16 protein-coding genes are annotated in these 15,522 nt (G+C 69.9%); 6 read left to right on the top strand and 10 right to left on the bottom strand.

The annotated features are described in order from the left end of the window. Nucleotides 1-17: 17 nt before the first annotated feature. The 3 genes from ACMUOO_RS13185 to lptF are packed head-to-tail and all read right to left on the bottom strand — an operon-like array spanning nt 18 to nt 4,392. Entirely contained in the window at nt 18-2,168 is a 2,151-nt protein-coding gene (locus ACMUOO_RS13185; RefSeq protein WP_301919993.1) for an LPS-assembly protein LptD, read from the bottom strand. Then, nucleotides 2,168-3,265, bottom strand: coding sequence for an LPS export ABC transporter permease LptG (lptG, locus tag ACMUOO_RS13180; protein WP_301919994.1), 1,098 nt, complete (start codon nt 3,263-3,265; stop codon nt 2,168-2,170). Before lptG ends, ACMUOO_RS13185 begins: the two co-directional genes overlap by 1 nt. Next, nucleotides 3,262-4,392, bottom strand: coding sequence for an LPS export ABC transporter permease LptF (gene lptF / locus ACMUOO_RS13175; protein WP_301919995.1), 1,131 nt, complete (start codon nt 4,390-4,392; stop codon nt 3,262-3,264). The genes lptG and lptF overlap by 4 nt, the downstream gene beginning before the upstream one ends. 121 nt (nt 4,393-4,513) lie before the next feature. Here lptF and ACMUOO_RS13170 point away from each other — a divergent pair, with 121 nt between their 5' ends. From ACMUOO_RS13170 to ACMUOO_RS13160, 3 genes are read left to right on the top strand one after another with little or no spacing between them, the layout of a single operon-like run. Next, nucleotides 4,514-5,983, top strand: a complete 1,470-nt coding sequence (locus ACMUOO_RS13170) for a leucyl aminopeptidase (protein ID WP_301919996.1) — start codon at nt 4,514-4,516, stop codon at nt 5,981-5,983. After that, on the top strand, nt 5,983-6,459 hold the full coding sequence (locus tag ACMUOO_RS13165) for a DNA polymerase III subunit chi (RefSeq protein ID WP_301919997.1): 477 nt from the start codon (nt 5,983-5,985) through the stop codon (nt 6,457-6,459). The genes ACMUOO_RS13170 and ACMUOO_RS13165 overlap by 1 nt, the downstream gene beginning before the upstream one ends. Beyond that, nucleotides 6,456-6,869: an ACT domain-containing protein gene (locus ACMUOO_RS13160; protein ID WP_301919998.1), complete on the top strand. Its 414-nt coding sequence runs from the start codon at nt 6,456-6,458 to the stop codon at nt 6,867-6,869. Before ACMUOO_RS13165 ends, ACMUOO_RS13160 begins: the two co-directional genes overlap by 4 nt. On the opposite strand, the gene ACMUOO_RS13155 is transcribed toward ACMUOO_RS13160, so the two are convergent. From ACMUOO_RS13155 to ACMUOO_RS13145, 3 genes are read right to left on the bottom strand one after another with little or no spacing between them, the layout of a single operon-like run. Beyond that, nucleotides 6,856-7,431 (bottom strand): TIGR02281 family clan AA aspartic protease, encoded by a 576-nt coding sequence (locus ACMUOO_RS13155; protein WP_301919999.1) that lies wholly within the window; start codon nt 7,429-7,431, stop codon nt 6,856-6,858. The two genes, ACMUOO_RS13160 and ACMUOO_RS13155, sit on opposite strands and share 14 nt — an antisense overlap. 3 nt (nt 7,432-7,434) lie before the next feature. Then, on the bottom strand, nt 7,435-8,052 hold the full coding sequence (locus ACMUOO_RS13150; protein WP_301920000.1) for a MarC family protein: 618 nt from the start codon (nt 8,050-8,052) through the stop codon (nt 7,435-7,437). Continuing rightward, entirely contained in the window at nt 8,052-9,896 is a 1,845-nt protein-coding gene (locus ACMUOO_RS13145; protein ID WP_301920001.1) for an ABC-F family ATP-binding cassette domain-containing protein, read from the bottom strand. Before ACMUOO_RS13145 ends, ACMUOO_RS13150 begins: the two co-directional genes overlap by 1 nt. 212 nt (nt 9,897-10,108) lie before the next feature. Between ACMUOO_RS13145 and ndk the strand changes: the two genes are divergently transcribed. Continuing rightward, nucleotides 10,109-10,531, top strand: a complete 423-nt coding sequence (gene ndk / locus ACMUOO_RS13140) for a nucleoside-diphosphate kinase (protein ID WP_301920002.1) — start codon at nt 10,109-10,111, stop codon at nt 10,529-10,531. Nucleotides 10,532-10,595: 64 nt separating this feature from the next. Here ndk and ACMUOO_RS13135 read toward each other — a convergent pair whose 3' ends face one another. From ACMUOO_RS13135 to ACMUOO_RS13120, 4 genes are all read right to left on the bottom strand, one after another. Continuing rightward, nucleotides 10,596-10,949 carry a TfoX/Sxy family DNA transformation protein gene (locus ACMUOO_RS13135; protein ID WP_301920003.1) on the bottom strand — a complete coding sequence of 118 codons (354 nt, stop codon included), beginning with the start codon at nt 10,947-10,949 and terminating at the stop codon, nt 10,596-10,598. Nucleotides 10,950-10,999: 50 nt separating this feature from the next. After that, on the bottom strand, nt 11,000-11,167 hold the full coding sequence (locus ACMUOO_RS13130; protein ID WP_301920004.1) for a hypothetical protein: 168 nt from the start codon (nt 11,165-11,167) through the stop codon (nt 11,000-11,002). Nucleotides 11,168-11,450: 283 nt separating this feature from the next. Beyond that, complete coding sequence (locus ACMUOO_RS13125; protein WP_301920005.1) at nt 11,451-12,011, bottom strand: DUF4202 domain-containing protein; 561 nt, start codon at nt 12,009-12,011, stop codon at nt 11,451-11,453. A 14-nt stretch (nt 12,012-12,025) separates the two neighbouring features. After that, the gene (locus ACMUOO_RS13120) at nt 12,026-13,414 is read right to left on the bottom strand and encodes a phosphomannomutase (protein ID WP_301920006.1); all 1,389 of its coding nucleotides are present in this window, start codon (nt 13,412-13,414) and stop codon (nt 12,026-12,028) included. 370 nt (nt 13,415-13,784) lie between these two features. On the opposite strand from ACMUOO_RS13120, the gene ACMUOO_RS13115 reads away from it, so the two are divergent. Together ACMUOO_RS13115 and ACMUOO_RS13110 are read left to right on the top strand one after the other, a co-directional pair. Then, nucleotides 13,785-15,038: an arylsulfotransferase family protein gene (locus ACMUOO_RS13115; RefSeq protein WP_301920007.1), complete on the top strand. Its 1,254-nt coding sequence runs from the start codon at nt 13,785-13,787 to the stop codon at nt 15,036-15,038. 39 nt (nt 15,039-15,077) lie between these two features. Then, on the top strand, nt 15,078-15,522 hold a 445-nt coding region (locus ACMUOO_RS13110), incomplete at its 3' end, for a sugar phosphate nucleotidyltransferase (RefSeq protein ID WP_413855472.1).

The following is a 15,522-nucleotide window of genomic DNA, read 5'->3' as shown; positions in this document are numbered from 1 at the left end:
CCGCTGCGGTCCGCCGATCAGGGGCCGCAGCTTCGCCTGTAGCGCCGACCGTCAGTCCCCGCGCCGACCCCGTGCAGGATGACCGACAGGTTGATGTCGGTGTCGGCCTTTACACTAGTCGAGGACGTGAAGCGACGCGAGAGGGAAAGATCGACGGTGGCGCAGTCTGTCCGCCAGGCCACGCCGAGGGCAGCGCGCGTGGCCCGCGCGGCCTCGAAGTCGTAGCGCCCTGTGAAGGAGCCGCGCCAGTTCGCCCCCATGTCCCAGCCGGCGTCGAAGACAAGCTCGGACGTCGGCTTCAGGCGGTTCTCGGCCGGGTCGGCGACGAGCCAGAGATAGCCCGCCGTGAGGTCGTATCGGCCGCCGTCATAGCCGAGGAGCAGCTCCTCGCGGCTTACGTCGAGACCGTCGTCGAAGGTCATGCGGTTCATCACGCGAAGCCCGTCGGGCGTGGCGAGATGCGCGGCGACAAGCCAGTCCGAACTGGTCCCGTCGAGCCCCGAGGCGGTGGAGAACTGGCCGAGATCCTCGGTGCGGAAGACCCGGCCGGCGGTGACGCCGAGCGTCCAGCCGAGGGGGTCGTGGCGCGTCCAGGTCAGGCCTAGGTTCAGCCGGGAGCCGAGTTCGCGCCCATCGGCGCCCGGAAAACGGCTGAAGTCGAAGAGGTTGCCTTCGTCGAAATTTACGATCTGGCTGTCCTCGTTCGGCACCGCATCGGCGCTGTCTGGCGCCCAGACGAATTGCGCGACCGGCTCGATCACCTGGCTCGCCCCGCGCGGGCCAGCCGATCGGACCCAGGGCCAGCGCAGCTCCACCGCGGCGGCGGGAAGGAGGCGCGTCACCGTGCCGGGATAGGCCGGGTCCTGGCCGATGGAATAGAGGTCGGCGGTGACCTGGGCCGCGCCGGCGAGGACCATGCCGTTCTGCAGGATCCAGCTCCGCCGCCAGTCGACGACCGCGCTCGCCCGCGCCACGTCGCGGCCGTCGACGATGCCGTCGCCGTTCGCATCGGTCGAGACGTCGGAAGAGCGGCGGTGACTGTGCAGGTCGAACTCGAACTGGGCCTCGCCGCCGATGAGGCGCGGCGTGAAGCGCCGGATCACGCTGAGATCGCCGACGAGCGTCGGCAGAACCGCGTTGTCGTCGCCCGAGCGGATCGACCAGTAGCGAAAGAGGCTCGCCTCGACATGCTCGTTGCGCCGGGTGCGGGTGACGCTGACGCCGCTTTCCAGGAGGTCCTTCTCCTCCAGCCCGTAATCGAGGAGATAGGCGTCGTCGCTGACCTCCTGGAGCGTGACGCCGAGGCGGAAGTCGCGCGGCAGGGCGAATTCGCCCGAGGCGAAGAGGTAGCCGCGGGTGTCGCCGGGCCGGAGGTCGTCGCGGGTCAGCGCGCCGTTCACCTCGATGGACCCGGTGCGGAGGGCTTCCCTGTAACGGAACTCCAGCGTCCGGGTGCGGCTCGCCGAGAAATAGGGGGTAAGCGTCAGGTCGCGGCTGTCGCCGATGGCGATGAAGTAGGGCAGCTTCAGCCCCGGCCCGAGCGCCGTGGTGGTGCGGAAGCGCGGCATCAGGAAACCCGTGGACCGCTTGAGCGTCGGGTCGGGCATCCTCAGGCGCGGCACGTAGAAGACCGGGACCCCGGCGACGCGGAACTGGGCGTGGTCGAAATAGAGCTGGCGTTCGGTCTGGTCGTGGACGACGCGGCGGGCGCGGATCTCCCAGAGCGGCGTCGGGTTCGAGGGGCAGACCTGGCAGGAGGAGGCGACGACCCGGGAGGCGCGGGTGAAGCGGCCGCTCGACCGGGCGATTTCGTCCGCGGCGATCTGGAGCTGTTCGTCGAGCACCATACGCGCGCTTCTGAGCACGCCCTCGGTCAGGTCGCGCGAGAGCTCTGCCTGATCGGCGAGGATCACCGTGCCCGCCCCGTCGGTCAGCGTGATCGGCCCCTCGATGGCGAGCTTCTCGGTCGCGCCGTCATAGACGATCCGCCGGGCGGTGAGCCGTGCACCCTTGTAGAAGACCTCGACCGCGCCCTCGGCGGTCAGCAGATCGTCCGCGGTCAGGAAGACCCTGTCGGCAATGAGGGTCGCCGCCTCCTCTGCCCGTCCGGGCAGGGGGACGGGCAGGGTGGCGAGCCAGAGGAAGAGCGCGAGCAACAGCCGCCGCATCAGCCGTCCTCTAGATGCAGCAGAAGCGTGAGCGAGAGGAGAACGGCCGCGAGCGGCGGGCTCCAGGCGGCGAGGGTGACCGGGATCTGGCCGTTCTCGCCGAGAACCTGGGCGAAATTCCGCAGGAGGAATATCGCAAAGCCCGAGACGATGGCGAGAAGCACCATGGTTCCGGTATGCCCGGATCGGGCATGGCGCATGGTGAACCCTGCGCCGACGAGCACCATGGCCATGAGAAGGAGCGGCAGCGCGAGTTCCATCTGGAACCAGACATTGTGCTTGCGCGCCGAGAAGCCCGCCCGTTCGAGCCCGTCGATGAATGCCGGCAGGTCCCATATCGCGATGGTGGAGGGCGTGCCGAAGCTGTCGCGGATCTGGTCCGGGGTGAGGTCCGAGGGCAGGTCGAGCGTGGCGTGGCGGCGTGCCTCGCGCTCGGGGTTCGCGCCGGCCTCGAAACGCCATTCCTTTGCGTCGGTCAGGGACCATGCTCCTTCGGTCAGCCGCGCCTCGGCCGCGTCGATGCGCGCGACCGGACCGCTCGCCTCGGCGAAGGCGAGGAAGCTCGCGTCGTAAAGCACCGTCCCGTCGGTGTTCGACCGGGCCGCGTGGATCACCGTCTGCCCCTCCGGCCCGCCCTGGCGGAGCCAGAGCCCCTCGCGCGAGACCGAGAGAACGTTGCCCTCGCCGAGCTTGTAGCGGTTGGCGAGCGTCTCGTAGCGCTTGGCGGTGCCTGCGACGACGGGATTGAGGAGAGCGACCGCGAGCGCGCCGATGAGGAGCGTCGTCACGAGGGGCGCGACGAGCATCCGGAGCGCCGAACGGCCCGCGGCGCGGATCACGACGAGTTCGGAGGATCGCGCGAGCGCGAGGAAGACCGCGATGGAGGCCAGTATCAGGATCATCGGCAGGATGCGGTAGACCGCCTGCGGCGTGTTCAGCGCCGCAAGCTCCGCTGCCGCGCCGAGGCTGATGTCGGCGTCGGCGAAGCGGCGGATCTGCTCGATCATGTCGATGAGGTAGAGAAGGACGAAGAAGCCCGCGAAAACCGTAAGGACGGTCTTGGCGAAGCGGCGGGCGATATAGAGGGCGAGCGTCATGAGGCCACCGCCGCGACGAGGCCGTGGTGCACCCGCCGCGCCCGGCCCGCGAGCGCGAGAGCGCCCGCCGCGATCGCGAGCCCGGCCACGACCGGCAGGTAGATCGCGGGCCAGGCGGCGGAGGAGCGGGCGACGAGGCTCGTCGCGCCGTTGGCGAGGAACTGCACGAAGACGAGGAGGACGACCGAGAGCGCGATCTGTCGCCAGAGGCCGAAGCGGCTGAAGCCGCCGGTGAGCAGCGTCGCAAAGCCGATGAGCGCCGAGACGAGCGCAAGGAAGGGCCGGGCGATGCGTTCATGGCCTTCGAGCAGCATCGCCGCCTCCGTCGTCCCGTAGGCCGCCGCGCTGTCCGCCGAGGCCGCAAGGAGAACGGGCGTCGGCAGTTCCTCGACCGATGGAAGGCGGCCGGCCGCGCCGCCGATGAGCGCGCCGAGGTCATAGGAGAAGTCGGCAAAGCGTGTGACCGACAGCGCCGCCGTCGCCGTGGCGAGGGTCTGCGCCATCCCCTCGAACATCACGAGCTTCGGGCCGGTGTCGCTCTTCACCAGAAGCGCCCGCTCGGCGGTATATGTCGTCCGCCGGCCGGGCGTGCGCGCATCGGTCAGGAAGATGTCCTCGAGCTCGCCCTGCGGGCTGATCGCGCGGATGTAGAAGGTGATCCCGCTGGCGGGGTGCAGGAACGTCCCTTCGGTGAGGAATCGCGACGCGACGTTCTCGGCGATCTCGCCCCGCCGCTCGGCGAGCTTCGTTCTGCTCGCCGGCACGAGCACATGGGCGAGGATCGCCACCATGAGGGTGACCACGAGGCCGAAGTAGACGACGGGGCGCGCCAGCCGGAAGGGCGAGAAGCCCGTGGCCATCATCACCACGAGTTCGCTTTCCGACGCGAGCCGGTTGGTGACATAGACCGAGGCCACGAAGGCCGCCACCGGCAGGACGAGACGGATCACGTTCGGAAGGGTGAGCGCGGTGAATTCCAGGAACACCCAGGCCGACTGCCCGTCGGAGATGAGCTGGTCGAAGAGCGAGACCGCGCGGTTGATCCAGTAGACGGACACCAGGACGAGCGCGAAGAAGCCGAAGAGCATCATCAGCTGCGACAGCATGTATCTGTCGAATTTCGACACTGCTTCCTCGTCGGTCTGCCTCGCCCCATCCCTAGACCAAAGCTCGGGGCGGGAAAACTCATATCTGGCCAAGGGCGGAGGGCGCGGATAGGGTCGGGGCCGAATTCTGCCGGAGTATGACATGACCCTGCCCGTGACCCCCGATTTCGCCCCGATCGCGCCCGCAGCCCTCGCCGCCGCCGAAGGCCGGCTCGTCCTCGTCCTGACGCCCGACGGAAGGCTGGGTGCCGCGGCCAGGCGGCTGGACCGTGTGGCGAAGGGGGCGATCGCCCGCGCGCTCGCCGCCAAGGCCTGGGAGAAACTGAAGCCCGGCGAGGCGATGGACCTTGCCTTTCCCGCCGGGCTCGCCGCCGAGGCGCTGCAACTGGTGAAGCTGCCCGCAAGGGCGAGTGCCACCGAGGCCCGCAAGGCCGGTGCAGCCATCGGCCGCGCGCTGGGCGAGGCCGGTGCCATGGTGCTGGCGCAGGGTCAGCGGCGCCCTGCGGACATCGCCTTCGGCCTCGCGCTGAGGGCCTACGACTTCCGCCGCTACCTGACCGGCGAGGCGAAGCCCAAGGGTCCGGTCACGATCATGGTGGACGACCCAGAGGCCGCACGGGCCGCCTTTGCATCGTGTGGCGCCGTTGCCGAAGGCGTCTGCTTCACCCGCGACCTCGTGAACGAGCCCGCGAACGTGCTGACCACGAGCGAGTTCGCGGCGCGTCTGGTCGAGATGCGGACGCTCGGTCTCAAGGTCGAGGTGCTGGAGGAGGCCGACCTCGAAAAACTCGGGATGCGGGCGCTTCTGGGCGTCGGGCAGGGCTCCGAGAGCCCGTCGAAGGTCGTGGTGATGGAATGGCCGGGCGGCAAGAAGGGCGAGGCGCCCTTCGCCTTCGTCGGCAAGGGCGTCTGCTTCGATACCGGGGGCATCTCTATCAAGCCCGCGGCCGGGATGGAGGAGATGACGATGGACATGGGCGGTGCCGGAGTCGTCGCCGGACTGATGCGGACGCTGGCCCTGCGCAAGGCGAAGGCGAATGTCGTCGGCCTCGTCGGCCTCGTAGAGAACATGCCGGACGGCCGCGCGCAGCGGCCGGGCGACATCGTCGCCTCGATGAAGGGCGACACCATCGAGATCATCAACACCGACGCCGAGGGACGGCTGGTGCTGGCCGACGTGCTCTGGTACGCGCAGGACCGCTTCGGCCCGAAGGGCATGATCGACCTCGCCACGCTGACCGGCGCCATCGTCATCGCGCTCGGCCACGAGCACGCGGGCGTCTTTTCCAACGACGACACGCTCGCCGCCGCGGTCCTGAAGGCGGCCGGGGCGGAGAGCGAGGGCGCCTGGCGGATGCCGATGGGGCCGGCCTATGACGAGTTGATCAAGTCGCGCCTGGCCGACATGAAGAACACCGGCGGAAGGCCTGGCGGCTCGATCACCGCGGCGCAGTTCCTCAGACGCTTCGTCAAGGACGAGACGCCCTGGTGCCACATCGATATCGCCGGCGTGACGCTGCAGTCGAAGGACACGACGCTGGCCCCGAAGGGGGCGACCGGCTGGGGGGTGATGACGCTCGACCGGCTGGTGCGCGACATGCTGGAGGGCTGATGGGGCAGGCGATGTTCTATCACCTGACCCGCTCGCCGCTGGAGGCGGCGCTGCCGATGCTCCTGGCGCGGAGCCTCGAGTCGGGCTGGCATGTGGTCGTCCGGGGAACGGATGCGGGGCGGCTCGACTGGCTCGACCAGCGGCTCTGGACCGCGGGCGAGGAGAGCTTCCTGCCGCACGGGCTTTCCGGCGGGCCGCACGACGCGCTGCAACCGATCCTCCTGACCGCCGGGCGCGAGGCGCCGAACGGCGCCCAGTGCCTGATGGCCTTGGACGGGGCGGAGGTCTCGCCCGAGGAGGGCCTGGCGTTGACCCGCGTCTGCGTGCTCTTCGACGGCAATGACCCCGCGGCGGTCGATCACGCCCGCGGCCAGTGGAAGTCGCTCACCGCCGCCGGGGTGCCGGCACAGTACTGGAGCGAGGAGAGCGGGCGCTGGCAGAAGAAGGCGGAAAGCGGCGGCGGGGCGGCGGGATGACGGTCGCGCGGACGGCCGACGAGATGATCGGGGGCATGGCGCCCGTGATCCAACCGGGCGACTTCGTCTTCGCCACCCTCGACGAAGCGCGCACCGGCCGGCTCGCAGCGCTGGCCGTGGCCACCTGCCGCGAAGAGGAGGGGCTTTCGGCGATCCTGCCCGTTGCCGTCGCGCGGCGGGAGGGGCTTGGGGCCGACCAGCCGATGCGCTGCATCACGCTGACGGTGCACTCCGCGCTCGACGGCGTGGGGCTCACGGCGGCGGTGGCCGGCGCGCTGGCCGGGGCGGGCATCCCCTGCAACATGGTCGCGGGCCATCACCACGACCACGTCTATGTGCCCTCGGCGATGGCCGACGAGGCGGTGGCGGTGCTGATGGCCCTGCAGGCCGGGATCGCTAGCGCCGGATGATCAGCCGGTCGCGGGCGAAGGTCACCTCGTGGCGGCCGAGCCAGCTCATGCCGAGGAGAGAGGTGTCAAGCTCGCCACCGTTGACGAGCGCCGGGAGGTCCGTCTCCTCCGCCCCGCCGAGCGTGAAGCGGTCGAGTGTCACGGGGGCGATGGGGACGCGCCCGTTTGCCGTCATCGCGGTGCCGACATAGGCCAGCCCCTCCGGCCGGAGCCCCGCGCGACTTGCGTCGCGCTGGGTGAGGACGATCCCGGAAGCGCCTGTATCGACGACGAAAAGCACCTTGGCGCCGTTCACCTCGGCGGTGAGGTAGTAGTGCCCGTCCTCGGCCACCGGCACTTCGAGCGTGTCGCCCCGGACCACCGCCTCGGTTGGCAGCGCCGCCCGGCGCACATCGTTCCAGAGGCCCGAGATCGCCACCGCGCCAAGGAAGATCAGCCCCCAGATCGCCGCCTGCTGTGCCCGCTTTCCGATCCGCCCGCGGCTTTCGACGATGAAGTACCCGCCCACGACCGCGAGCAGCAGCACGAGATAGACGAGGCGCGGCAGGTCGTTGGCGTCCATGCGTCAGATGAGGCCGGTGCCGCGGATGCCGTCAAGGACGAACTGGACCGAGAGCGCGGCGAGGAGCATGCCCAGCAACCGTGTGATGACGATGATCCCCGTCCGGCCCAGCGCCCGCTCGATCACCGGCGCCGCGAGGAACATCAGGAAGGCGAGCACGACGACCGCGAGCATGACGGCGTGGATCGCCAGCGTATGGGCAAGCCCCGTGGCGGGCGTGTTGTTGACGAGAAGGATCATCGTCGTGAAGGCCCCCGGCCCGGCGATGAGCGGTGTGGCCAGCGGAAAGACGGACGGGTCGTGGTGCGGGTCGGCGTGCTGCCCCTCGCGCCGCTGGGTGCGGCGTTCGAAGAGCATGTCGAGGGCCGTGACGAAGAGAAGGATGCCGCCGGAGATGCGGAAGGCGGGCATGGAGATGCCGATCGTCGCCAGGAGCCGGTCGCCGAGGAGCCCGAAGAGCGTCATGAGCGCCGCGGCGATCAGACAGGCGCGGAGCGCGACGGTGCGGCGCTGCGCGGCGTCCATGCCCTGCGTCAGCGCCACGAAGAGCGGCGCCAGCGCGATCGGATCGATGATCACGAAGAGCGTGACGAAGGCGGTAAGGTAGAATCCCGGCTCCACTAGCCCTCCGCCGCCTCCAGCCGTTCGGCCGCTTCCAGCCAGAGCGCCTCGGCGCGGGCCTGCGCCTCGACCACCTCGGCATGCTTCTTCTGCCAGACGACGGCTTCGTCGGGCTTGGCGTAGACTGCCGGATCGGCCAGCCTCGCGTCAAGTTTGCCGCGCATCTCGTTGAGTTTGGCGAGCCTCTCCTCGCACTTCCTGACCTCGGCGCGCAGCGCGAGGAGGGCGTCGCGCGAAGGGCGGGCGGGCCGCTCCTTCGTTCTTTCTGCGGGCTTCTCCGCCTCCTCGCCCGCCAGAAGTTCCCGCCGGTATTGTTCGAGGTCGCCCGTGTAGGGCGTGACCGTGCCGCCCTTCACGAGCCAGAGCCGGTCGGCCACGAGACCGAGAAGGTGCATGTCGTGGGACACCAGGATCACCGCGCCGGGATACTCGGTCAGCGCCTCCACCAGCGCCTCGCGGCTCTCGATGTCGAGGTGGTTCGTCGGCTCGTCGAGGATGAGAAGGTGCGGCGCGTCTATGGTCGCGATGAGCAGCGAGAGCCGCGCCTTCTGCCCGCCCGAGAGTTTCGCCACGACGGTTTCGGCCTGATCGGCGCCGAGCCCGAAGCCGGCGAGCCTCGCGCGGAGCCTCGCCTGGCCCTCGGCGGGCCGGAGGCGTCCGACATGCTGCAGGGGCGTCTCGTCGAGGTGCAACTCGTCCACCTGGTGCTGGGCGAAATAGCCGATGCGGAGCTTCGAGGCGCGCGTGACCGTGCCGGCCTCGGCCTGGAGCTTTCCCGCAAGAAGCTTCGCGAGCGTCGATTTCCCTTCGCCGTTGCGCCCCAGAAGCGCGATCCGGTCGTCCTGGTCGATCCTGAGGCTCAGCCGCCTGAGGACGGGCGGACCGCCGTAGCCGACGGCCGCGCCCTCCATGGTGACGATGGGCGGCGACAGTTCCTCGGGGGCGGGAAAGCCGAAGACCACCTTTGCGGCATCCTCGGGCGCGGTGATCGGGGTCAGCCGTTCCAGCATCTTGATCCGGCTCTGCGCCTGCACCGCCTTCGAGGCCTTGTAGCGGAAGCGGTCGACGAAGCTCTGCAGATGCGCCCGCCGCGCCTCCACCTTCCGCGCTTCCGCCGCCTGCACCGCCCGCCGTTCGGCCATCTGGCGCGCGAACTGGTCGTAGCCGCCGGCCCAGAGCGTCAGCTTGCGGTTGTCGAGGTGCAGGATCGCCCCCACCGCCCGGTTCAGGAGGCCCCGGTCATGGCTGATGATGATGACCGTGCGGGGATATTTCGCGAGGTAGCTTTCGAGCCAGAGCGAACCTTCGAGGTCGAGGTAGTTCGTCGGCTCGTCGAGGAGAAGGAGGTCGGGCCGCGCGAAGAGGATGCCCGCCAGCGCGACCCGCATCCGCCAGCCACCGGAAAAATCCGAGCACGGCCGCTTCTGCGCCTCAGCGTCGAAGCCGAGGCCCTTCAGGATCGCCGAGGCGCGGCCCTCGGCCGACCAGGCGTCGATGTCGGAAAGCCGGTGCTGGATCTCGGCGATCCGGTGGGCATCGGTCGCCCGCTCGGCCTCGGCCAGAAGGCTCGCGCGCTCCTCGTCGGCGGCGAGCACTGTGTCGATGAGGCTGGTGCCGGAGGACGGCACCTCCTGCGCGACGCCGCCGATCCTGGCGCGCGACGGCAGCGAGATCGCGCCCGATTCGAGTGCGAGTTCGCCCCGGATCAGCCGGAAGAGCGTGGTCTTGCCGGCGCCGTTCCTGCCGACGAGGCCGACCTTGTGGCCGTCGGGAATGGTGGCCGAGGCGCCCTCGAACAGCGGGCGTCCCTCGACGGCGTAGGTGATGTCGGCGATCCGAAGCATGGGGGGCGGATAGCAGAGCATAGCGCCGGGCGGAAGCGCCGGCCTCACCGGCCCGACTTCATTGTGGCTCAAATACTCCGGGGTCCGGGGCAGCGCGCCCCGGGCCCTCCGCCCGCGCCACCTTTTCAATCCCCGCGCCCCGTGCTAGCAGGCGCGCGATCCGAAATCCCGCCGGGCCCCGCGCGTCCCGGCCCGCAGCAAAGGCACCCGACATGGCGATCGAACGCACGCTTTCCATCATCAAGCCCGACGCGACCCGCCGCAACCTCACCGGCAAGATCAACGCCAAGTTCGAGGAAGCGGGCCTGCGCATCATCGCGCAGAAGCGCATCCACCTGAGCCTCGCCCAGGCGGGCAAGTTCTACGAGGTCCACAAGGAGCGCCCCTTCTACGGCGAGCTTTGCGAGTTCATGGCCTCGGAGCCCGTCGTCGTGCAGGTGCTGGAGGGCGAGAGCGCCATCGCGAAGAACCGCGAGGTGATGGGTGCCACCAACCCGGCGAACGCGGCCCCGGGCACGATCCGCAAGGAATTCGCGCTCTCCGTCGGCGAGAACTCGGTCCACGGGTCCGACGCGCCGGAAACGGCGGCGGTCGAGATCGCCTACTTCTTCTCGGGCCTCGAACTCGTCGGCTGACACCGGCGTCCGGCCCTGACATCGCGCGGCCGCCCCGCCGGGGCGGCCGTTCGCGTTTCGCCGCTCAGGCGCTGCGCCTCGGGACGAGGCCGATCTCGTCCAGGGTCTTCTCGATCCCCGCGGGAAGCCCGCAAGGGTGCCCCGCCCCCTGCGCCTCGGCCTTCAGCGCGTCGAAGCGTGCGCGGAGCGCTGTCTTCTCCGCGCCCCGGCAATCGTTCCAGGGCCGCCCCTGCAGGCCCATGACGAGCGCGTAATAGCCGATGAAATGGGGCGGAAGTCCCGCCTTCAGCCAGCGCAGGTAGGCCGCGTCCGCGCCCATCGCGCGCAGGGCCTCGGCGCTCGCGATGCCGGCGCGGGCAAAGGCGGCCTCGGTTGCGGGGCCGAGATTGGGAATGGTCGAGACGGGCGTTGCGGTCATCCGGGCCTCCGGGCCCGGAGCCTAGCGTCACCCCCGCCGGGCGAAAAGCCTCAGATCGAGGCCCAGTCGCTGAAATGCGTCGCGCGCATCTGCTCGGCCGGCGTTTCGGCAAGCTCGCGCTGCGGCGCGCGCTTCTGGCGCGGATCGAAGCTCTCGCCCTGTTGCGGCTGACGCAGTTCGGTCGCGTTGTCCGAGCCCATCTGCTTCGGCATGTCCATCCGTATCTTCCTTCCCATGCGGGGCCTAGCGCCCGCAAACAAGAACCTGTCCTCAGGCCACGCTCACACGTCCCGGTGGCTATGGCGCGGCGCAGATATGACCGGCCCGTGTCACCGTCAAGTGATTCTGCTCCCGAAATCCGGGTGCTCCAAGCCGCAGCGCGGCATTCCGCCGGATTGCGAGTCTTCCCGGCAACAATCCGCGATCGTTCCCCGGGGAAAAGTTACCGACCGGAAACCGTTCTCGGCGGATTCCTGCCCGCAGGACGCCCCGGCGGCGGACTCAGGCGTGGAAGGCGGCGGCGAAGGGTTCGGGGAGCGCGAATTCGGAGAGCGCCCGCGCCCGCGCCTCGGCCGACATCTTGCGCGCGGTCTTGGCGACGATCCGCTCGAGTTCGCCGGCGTCCCGGCCCTCCGCGAAGGGCTGGAGGTACCAGCGCAGGAAGGTGAAGCAGATCACGTCCTCCAGCGCCTGCACCTCCGGGTCGCGCTTGATGCCCTCCTTGCGGATCATCCGGCCCACGCGCTCCACGCTCGCGGGCCCGTAGCCCTCGGCGGCCATGATCCCGCCCACCCGCCGGGCATGGAAGGCGCCGAGGTCGCGGCGCCAGGCGAGGTACCCCTCGCGCCCCTCGGGATAGGCACTGCGCGGCGAGGTCCAGCGTTCGATGTGCTGGCCGCGCGCGGCGAGCTTCAGCTCCTCCGAGGCGTGGGGAAAGAGCCGGTCGAGCTCGGCCGACATGCGTTCCCCGTAGAGGAGCGCGGCCGGCGCGCCCTCGCTCCGGTCGGGGTCGGCGGCGTTGGCGGCGTCGATGGCGGCGAGGGTTCGGGCGAGGCGGGTCATGGCGTCCTTCCGGGTCAGGCGAGGCGGGCGCGAATGGCGGCGAGCGTGTCGTGGACGAGGGCCTCCGCCGCCTCGGCGGTGTCGGCCTCGGCATAGCAGCGCAGTTCCGGCGCGTTGCCGGAGGGCCGCAGGTGGACGATGGCACCCGAGGAAAAGCGGATGCGGAGCCCGTCGGTCAGGTCGATCCCCTCCTCGGGGCCGAGTCGCCCCAGAAGCGCCGCGCGGTCGCGCGGGTCTTCGACGAGGCGGCGTACCAGCGCCTGTGACGTCTCGGTCGGCACATGTTCCAGCCGGTCGGCGGCGGTGCGGCGGGAGGGAAGCGTGGCGACGAGGGCCGAGAGGCGGCGCCCCTGGCGCACGGCCTCGGCCAGTGGTGCGACGATCGGAAGCACCGCGTCGCGGGTCATCAGCGGCGGCAGAGACCCGGCGGGTCCCGCCGCAGCGAAGCCGAGGAGGAAGCCGCCGTTGGCCTCGAATCCCACCGTCCGGGTGGCGGGTCCGGTCATCGCCGTCTCCATCCCGGCGATGACGAAGGGCGAGCCGATCTTCGTCCGCAGGACACGGGCGAAGCGGCCCGAGCCCTCGATCATCGTGTTGGAGGAGACCGGCGTGACCACGGTGTCCGCGCCAAGCGCGAGTGCCGTCAGGGTGCCGATCACGTCGCCGGGCACCACTGCGCCCGACTCGTCCGCGACCAGCGGCCGGTCGGCATCGCCGTCGGTGGAGACGACCGCGTCGAGCCCATATTCGGCCGCCCAGGCGGCGAGCTGTGCCCGCGTCGCGCCGTCCACCGCCTCGGTATCCACCGGCACGAAGACATCGGACCGGCCGAGCGGCAGGACCTCGGCGCCAAGATCGCCGAGAAGGCCCGCAAGCAGGTCGCGCGCGACCGAGGAGTGCTGCCAGAGGCCGACGCGCAGGCCGCGGAGAGCCGAAGGCCCGAAGGCCGCGACGTAACGCGCGCGGTAGGCGGGCAGGGCCGAGGGCTCGGGCCCAGCCGGGGCGGGGGGCGCGGCCCGGTCGCCGGCATAGGCCGCGAGGATCGCCGCCTCGTCGGCCTTGGTGATCTCTCCGCGCGCGGTGTAGAACTTCAGCCCGTTGCGGTCGGCTGGAATGTGGCTTCCCGTGACCATGACCGAGGGCGCCCCCGCCCGCATCGCGGCGAGCGCGAGTGCGGGCGTCGGAAGTTCGCCGCAGTCCGCCACAGCGACTCCCGCCTCTGCCGCGGCGGCGGCGACGGCGGCGGCGATCCGGGCCGAGGATGCGCGCAGGTCGCGCCCCAGGAAGAGCCGGCCCTCGTGCGGCACCGCCGCGAGAAAGGCGCGGGTGTAGCCGGCGCAGAGCCCGTCGGTCAGCTCCGTGACCAGTCCGCGCAGCCCGCTCGTGCCGAATTTCGGTGCCATCTTCGCCTGCCTTGTCAATTCCTTAGCGGCAGCGATTGTGACAGAACGGCCGCAGATGTCGAGACGGGCAAGGCCCGCCGCGCTGCGGAATTGATCGCGCCCCCGGTTGGCGTCTAGGCTCGGTCCGGGTGCGGTCGCCGGGGGGCGGTGCCGCCTCGGACCGGCCCGCAGGGGGAGATGCTGCCTGCGGACACGATTTCGGATGAACAGGATGCAATGTGCGCAAGCCACGGAACTGTTTCCCCACGCCCCGCAATTCAGCCGGAAATGCCGGAAGGGGTCGCCTACGGTCGCGGGCTTGCCTATGCTCGGCGACGTTCGGGGGTATGGTCAGCGACGCCGGCCCCGCCGCAGATTTCAGGGATGACGCATGAGCGCCAGAAGCATTCCGATTCTCGCCGCGATCTTTCTGGCGGCGATGACCTCCTACATCGCGGGCATGTGGACGACGCACAAGACCTGGTGGCCCTGGGAGAAGCTGTCGGACGTGCAGACGGCATGGCGGTCCTGGCGCGCGACGGGCTACTTCCTGCCCGCCGATACCTATGCGCGGCGCAAGCCCGAGGTGCCCGACGAGGTCCACACCGTCCACGATGCCGCCGCGGTGGCGCCGGGGCTCTGGGCGATCAACCGCTACGACCCGCCGACGGCAGGCTACGTCTTCGAGCTCCTCGACGAGAGCGGCGCGGTCCTGAACACGTTTCCGATCGACTATAGCAGGATCAACCCGGACGGCGTGTCGAGCGAGTTCGCCCATATCGCCACGGTCCTGCCCGACGGCTCCGTGCTCGTGGTCTGGGACGACGCGCCGGGCATGGCGCGGCTCGACGCCTGCGGCGACCCCATCTGGTCGAAGACGGACCGGATCTATCACCATTCGCTGGAACGCGGGGTGGACGGCTACTGGACCTGGGCGACCGACAACTGGTACGGCGGCGAGGATCAGGACATGATCCGCTTCGACCCGATGACGGGCGAGATCGTGGAAAGCATCAATATCATCGACGATGTAATTGAAAAGTATCTGGAAAACAGGCTAAGACTGACGATTCCGGAGGGCTACCGCTACAATCGCGACAGCCAGCCGGGCGAGCAGAAGGACATCTTCCACCCCAACGACCTTGAGGAGCTTCTGCCCGAGATGGCGGCAGCCTTCCCCGAGTTCGAGGCAGGCGATCTTCTCGTGTCGCTGCGCAACATCCAGGCCGTGGCGGTGATCGGCCGTCGGACCGGCGAGGTGAAGTGGATCGCCCATGGACCGTGGCGCGACCAGCATGACCCGGACTTCCAGGCGGACGGCACGATCTCGATCTTCTCCAACAATACCGACAGGTCCCGGTCACAGATCATCACCGTCGATCCGAGAACGGGCACCAGTCGCGATCTCTTCGCCGGCACGGACCTCAGCTTCGACAGCTTCATCATGGGCAAGCACGAACACCTGCCGAACGGCAACTGGATGATCACCTCGACCATCCAGGGCCGCGTCATCGAGGCGACGCCGGACGGGCGGATCGTGCGTGAGTACAACAACATCCTGAACGAGGGCTACAATGCGCTCGTGCTCTATTCGGAGCATCTGGAGCCGGGATACCTGGCAGAGGTGCCGAAATGCGCGAAGTGACGCCCGCCGGCCGGGACGGAAACGAGGAGTGAGAGGCAGATGACCAAGACGATCATCCCGGTGGTCCTGTGCGGCGGGACCGGAACCCGGCTGTGGCCGGTGTCGCGCGAGGGCATGGCCAAGCAGCTTCTGCCCATCGTCGGCGAGGAGACGCTGTTGCAGATGACCCTGCGCCGCGCGGCCGGAGAGGGCTTCGCCCCGCCCATGGTGATCGGCGCCCACGCGGTGCGCTTCACCATCCGAGAGCAGGTGCAGGCGGTGGCGCCCCAGGCACGCATCGTGATCGAGCCGGCGCGGCGGGACACGATGGCGGCCGTCGCGCTCGCCGCGGCCATCGCCGCCACCGACGACCCGGACGCCGTGCTGGCGGTGATGCCGTCCGACCACCTGATCCGCGAGGGCGAGGCGTTCCGCGCCGCGATCCGCACCGCCGCCGAGGCGGTGGCCGGGAAGGGAATCGCCGTGATCGGCGTCACCCCCACCG

Origin of the sequence: Albidovulum sp. (assembly GCF_041919395.1) — a bacterium.
Classification (GTDB): Bacteria; Pseudomonadota; Alphaproteobacteria; order Rhodobacterales; family Rhodobacteraceae; genus Albidovulum.
This window is presented reverse-complemented; position numbering and strand designations above follow the sequence as displayed.

What these genes read in the sequence shown, in the direction of transcription:
- ACMUOO_RS13145 (WP_301920001.1), bottom strand. Translation starts at nt 9,896, where the DNA reads ATGCTTCGGATCGCCGACATCACCTACGCCGTCGAGGGACGCCCGCTG.
- ACMUOO_RS13115 (WP_301920007.1), top strand. Translation starts at nt 13,785, where the DNA reads ATGAGCGCCAGAAGCATTCCGATTCTCGCCGCGATCTTTCTGGCGGCG.
- ACMUOO_RS13185 (WP_301919993.1), bottom strand. Translation starts at nt 2,168, where the DNA reads ATGCGGCGGCTGTTGCTCGCGCTCTTCCTCTGGCTCGCCACCCTGCCC.
- ACMUOO_RS13120 (WP_301920006.1), bottom strand. Translation starts at nt 13,414, where the DNA reads ATGGCACCGAAATTCGGCACGAGCGGGCTGCGCGGACTGGTCACGGAG.
- ACMUOO_RS13135 (WP_301920003.1), bottom strand. Translation starts at nt 10,949, where the DNA reads ATGACCGCAACGCCCGTCTCGACCATTCCCAATCTCGGCCCCGCAACC.
- ACMUOO_RS13160 (WP_301919998.1), top strand. Translation starts at nt 6,456, where the DNA reads ATGACGGTCGCGCGGACGGCCGACGAGATGATCGGGGGCATGGCGCCC.
- ACMUOO_RS13125 (WP_301920005.1), bottom strand. Translation starts at nt 12,011, where the DNA reads ATGACCCGCCTCGCCCGAACCCTCGCCGCCATCGACGCCGCCAACGCC.
- ACMUOO_RS13130 (WP_301920004.1), bottom strand. Translation starts at nt 11,167, where the DNA reads ATGGACATGCCGAAGCAGATGGGCTCGGACAACGCGACCGAACTGCGT.
- lptG (WP_301919994.1), bottom strand. Translation starts at nt 3,265, where the DNA reads ATGACGCTCGCCCTCTATATCGCCCGCCGCTTCGCCAAGACCGTCCTT.
- ACMUOO_RS13170 (WP_301919996.1), top strand. Translation starts at nt 4,514, where the DNA reads ATGACCCTGCCCGTGACCCCCGATTTCGCCCCGATCGCGCCCGCAGCC.
- ACMUOO_RS13165 (WP_301919997.1), top strand. Translation starts at nt 5,983, where the DNA reads ATGGGGCAGGCGATGTTCTATCACCTGACCCGCTCGCCGCTGGAGGCG.
- ACMUOO_RS13155 (WP_301919999.1), bottom strand. Translation starts at nt 7,431, where the DNA reads ATGGACGCCAACGACCTGCCGCGCCTCGTCTATCTCGTGCTGCTGCTC.
- ndk (WP_301920002.1), top strand. Translation starts at nt 10,109, where the DNA reads ATGGCGATCGAACGCACGCTTTCCATCATCAAGCCCGACGCGACCCGC.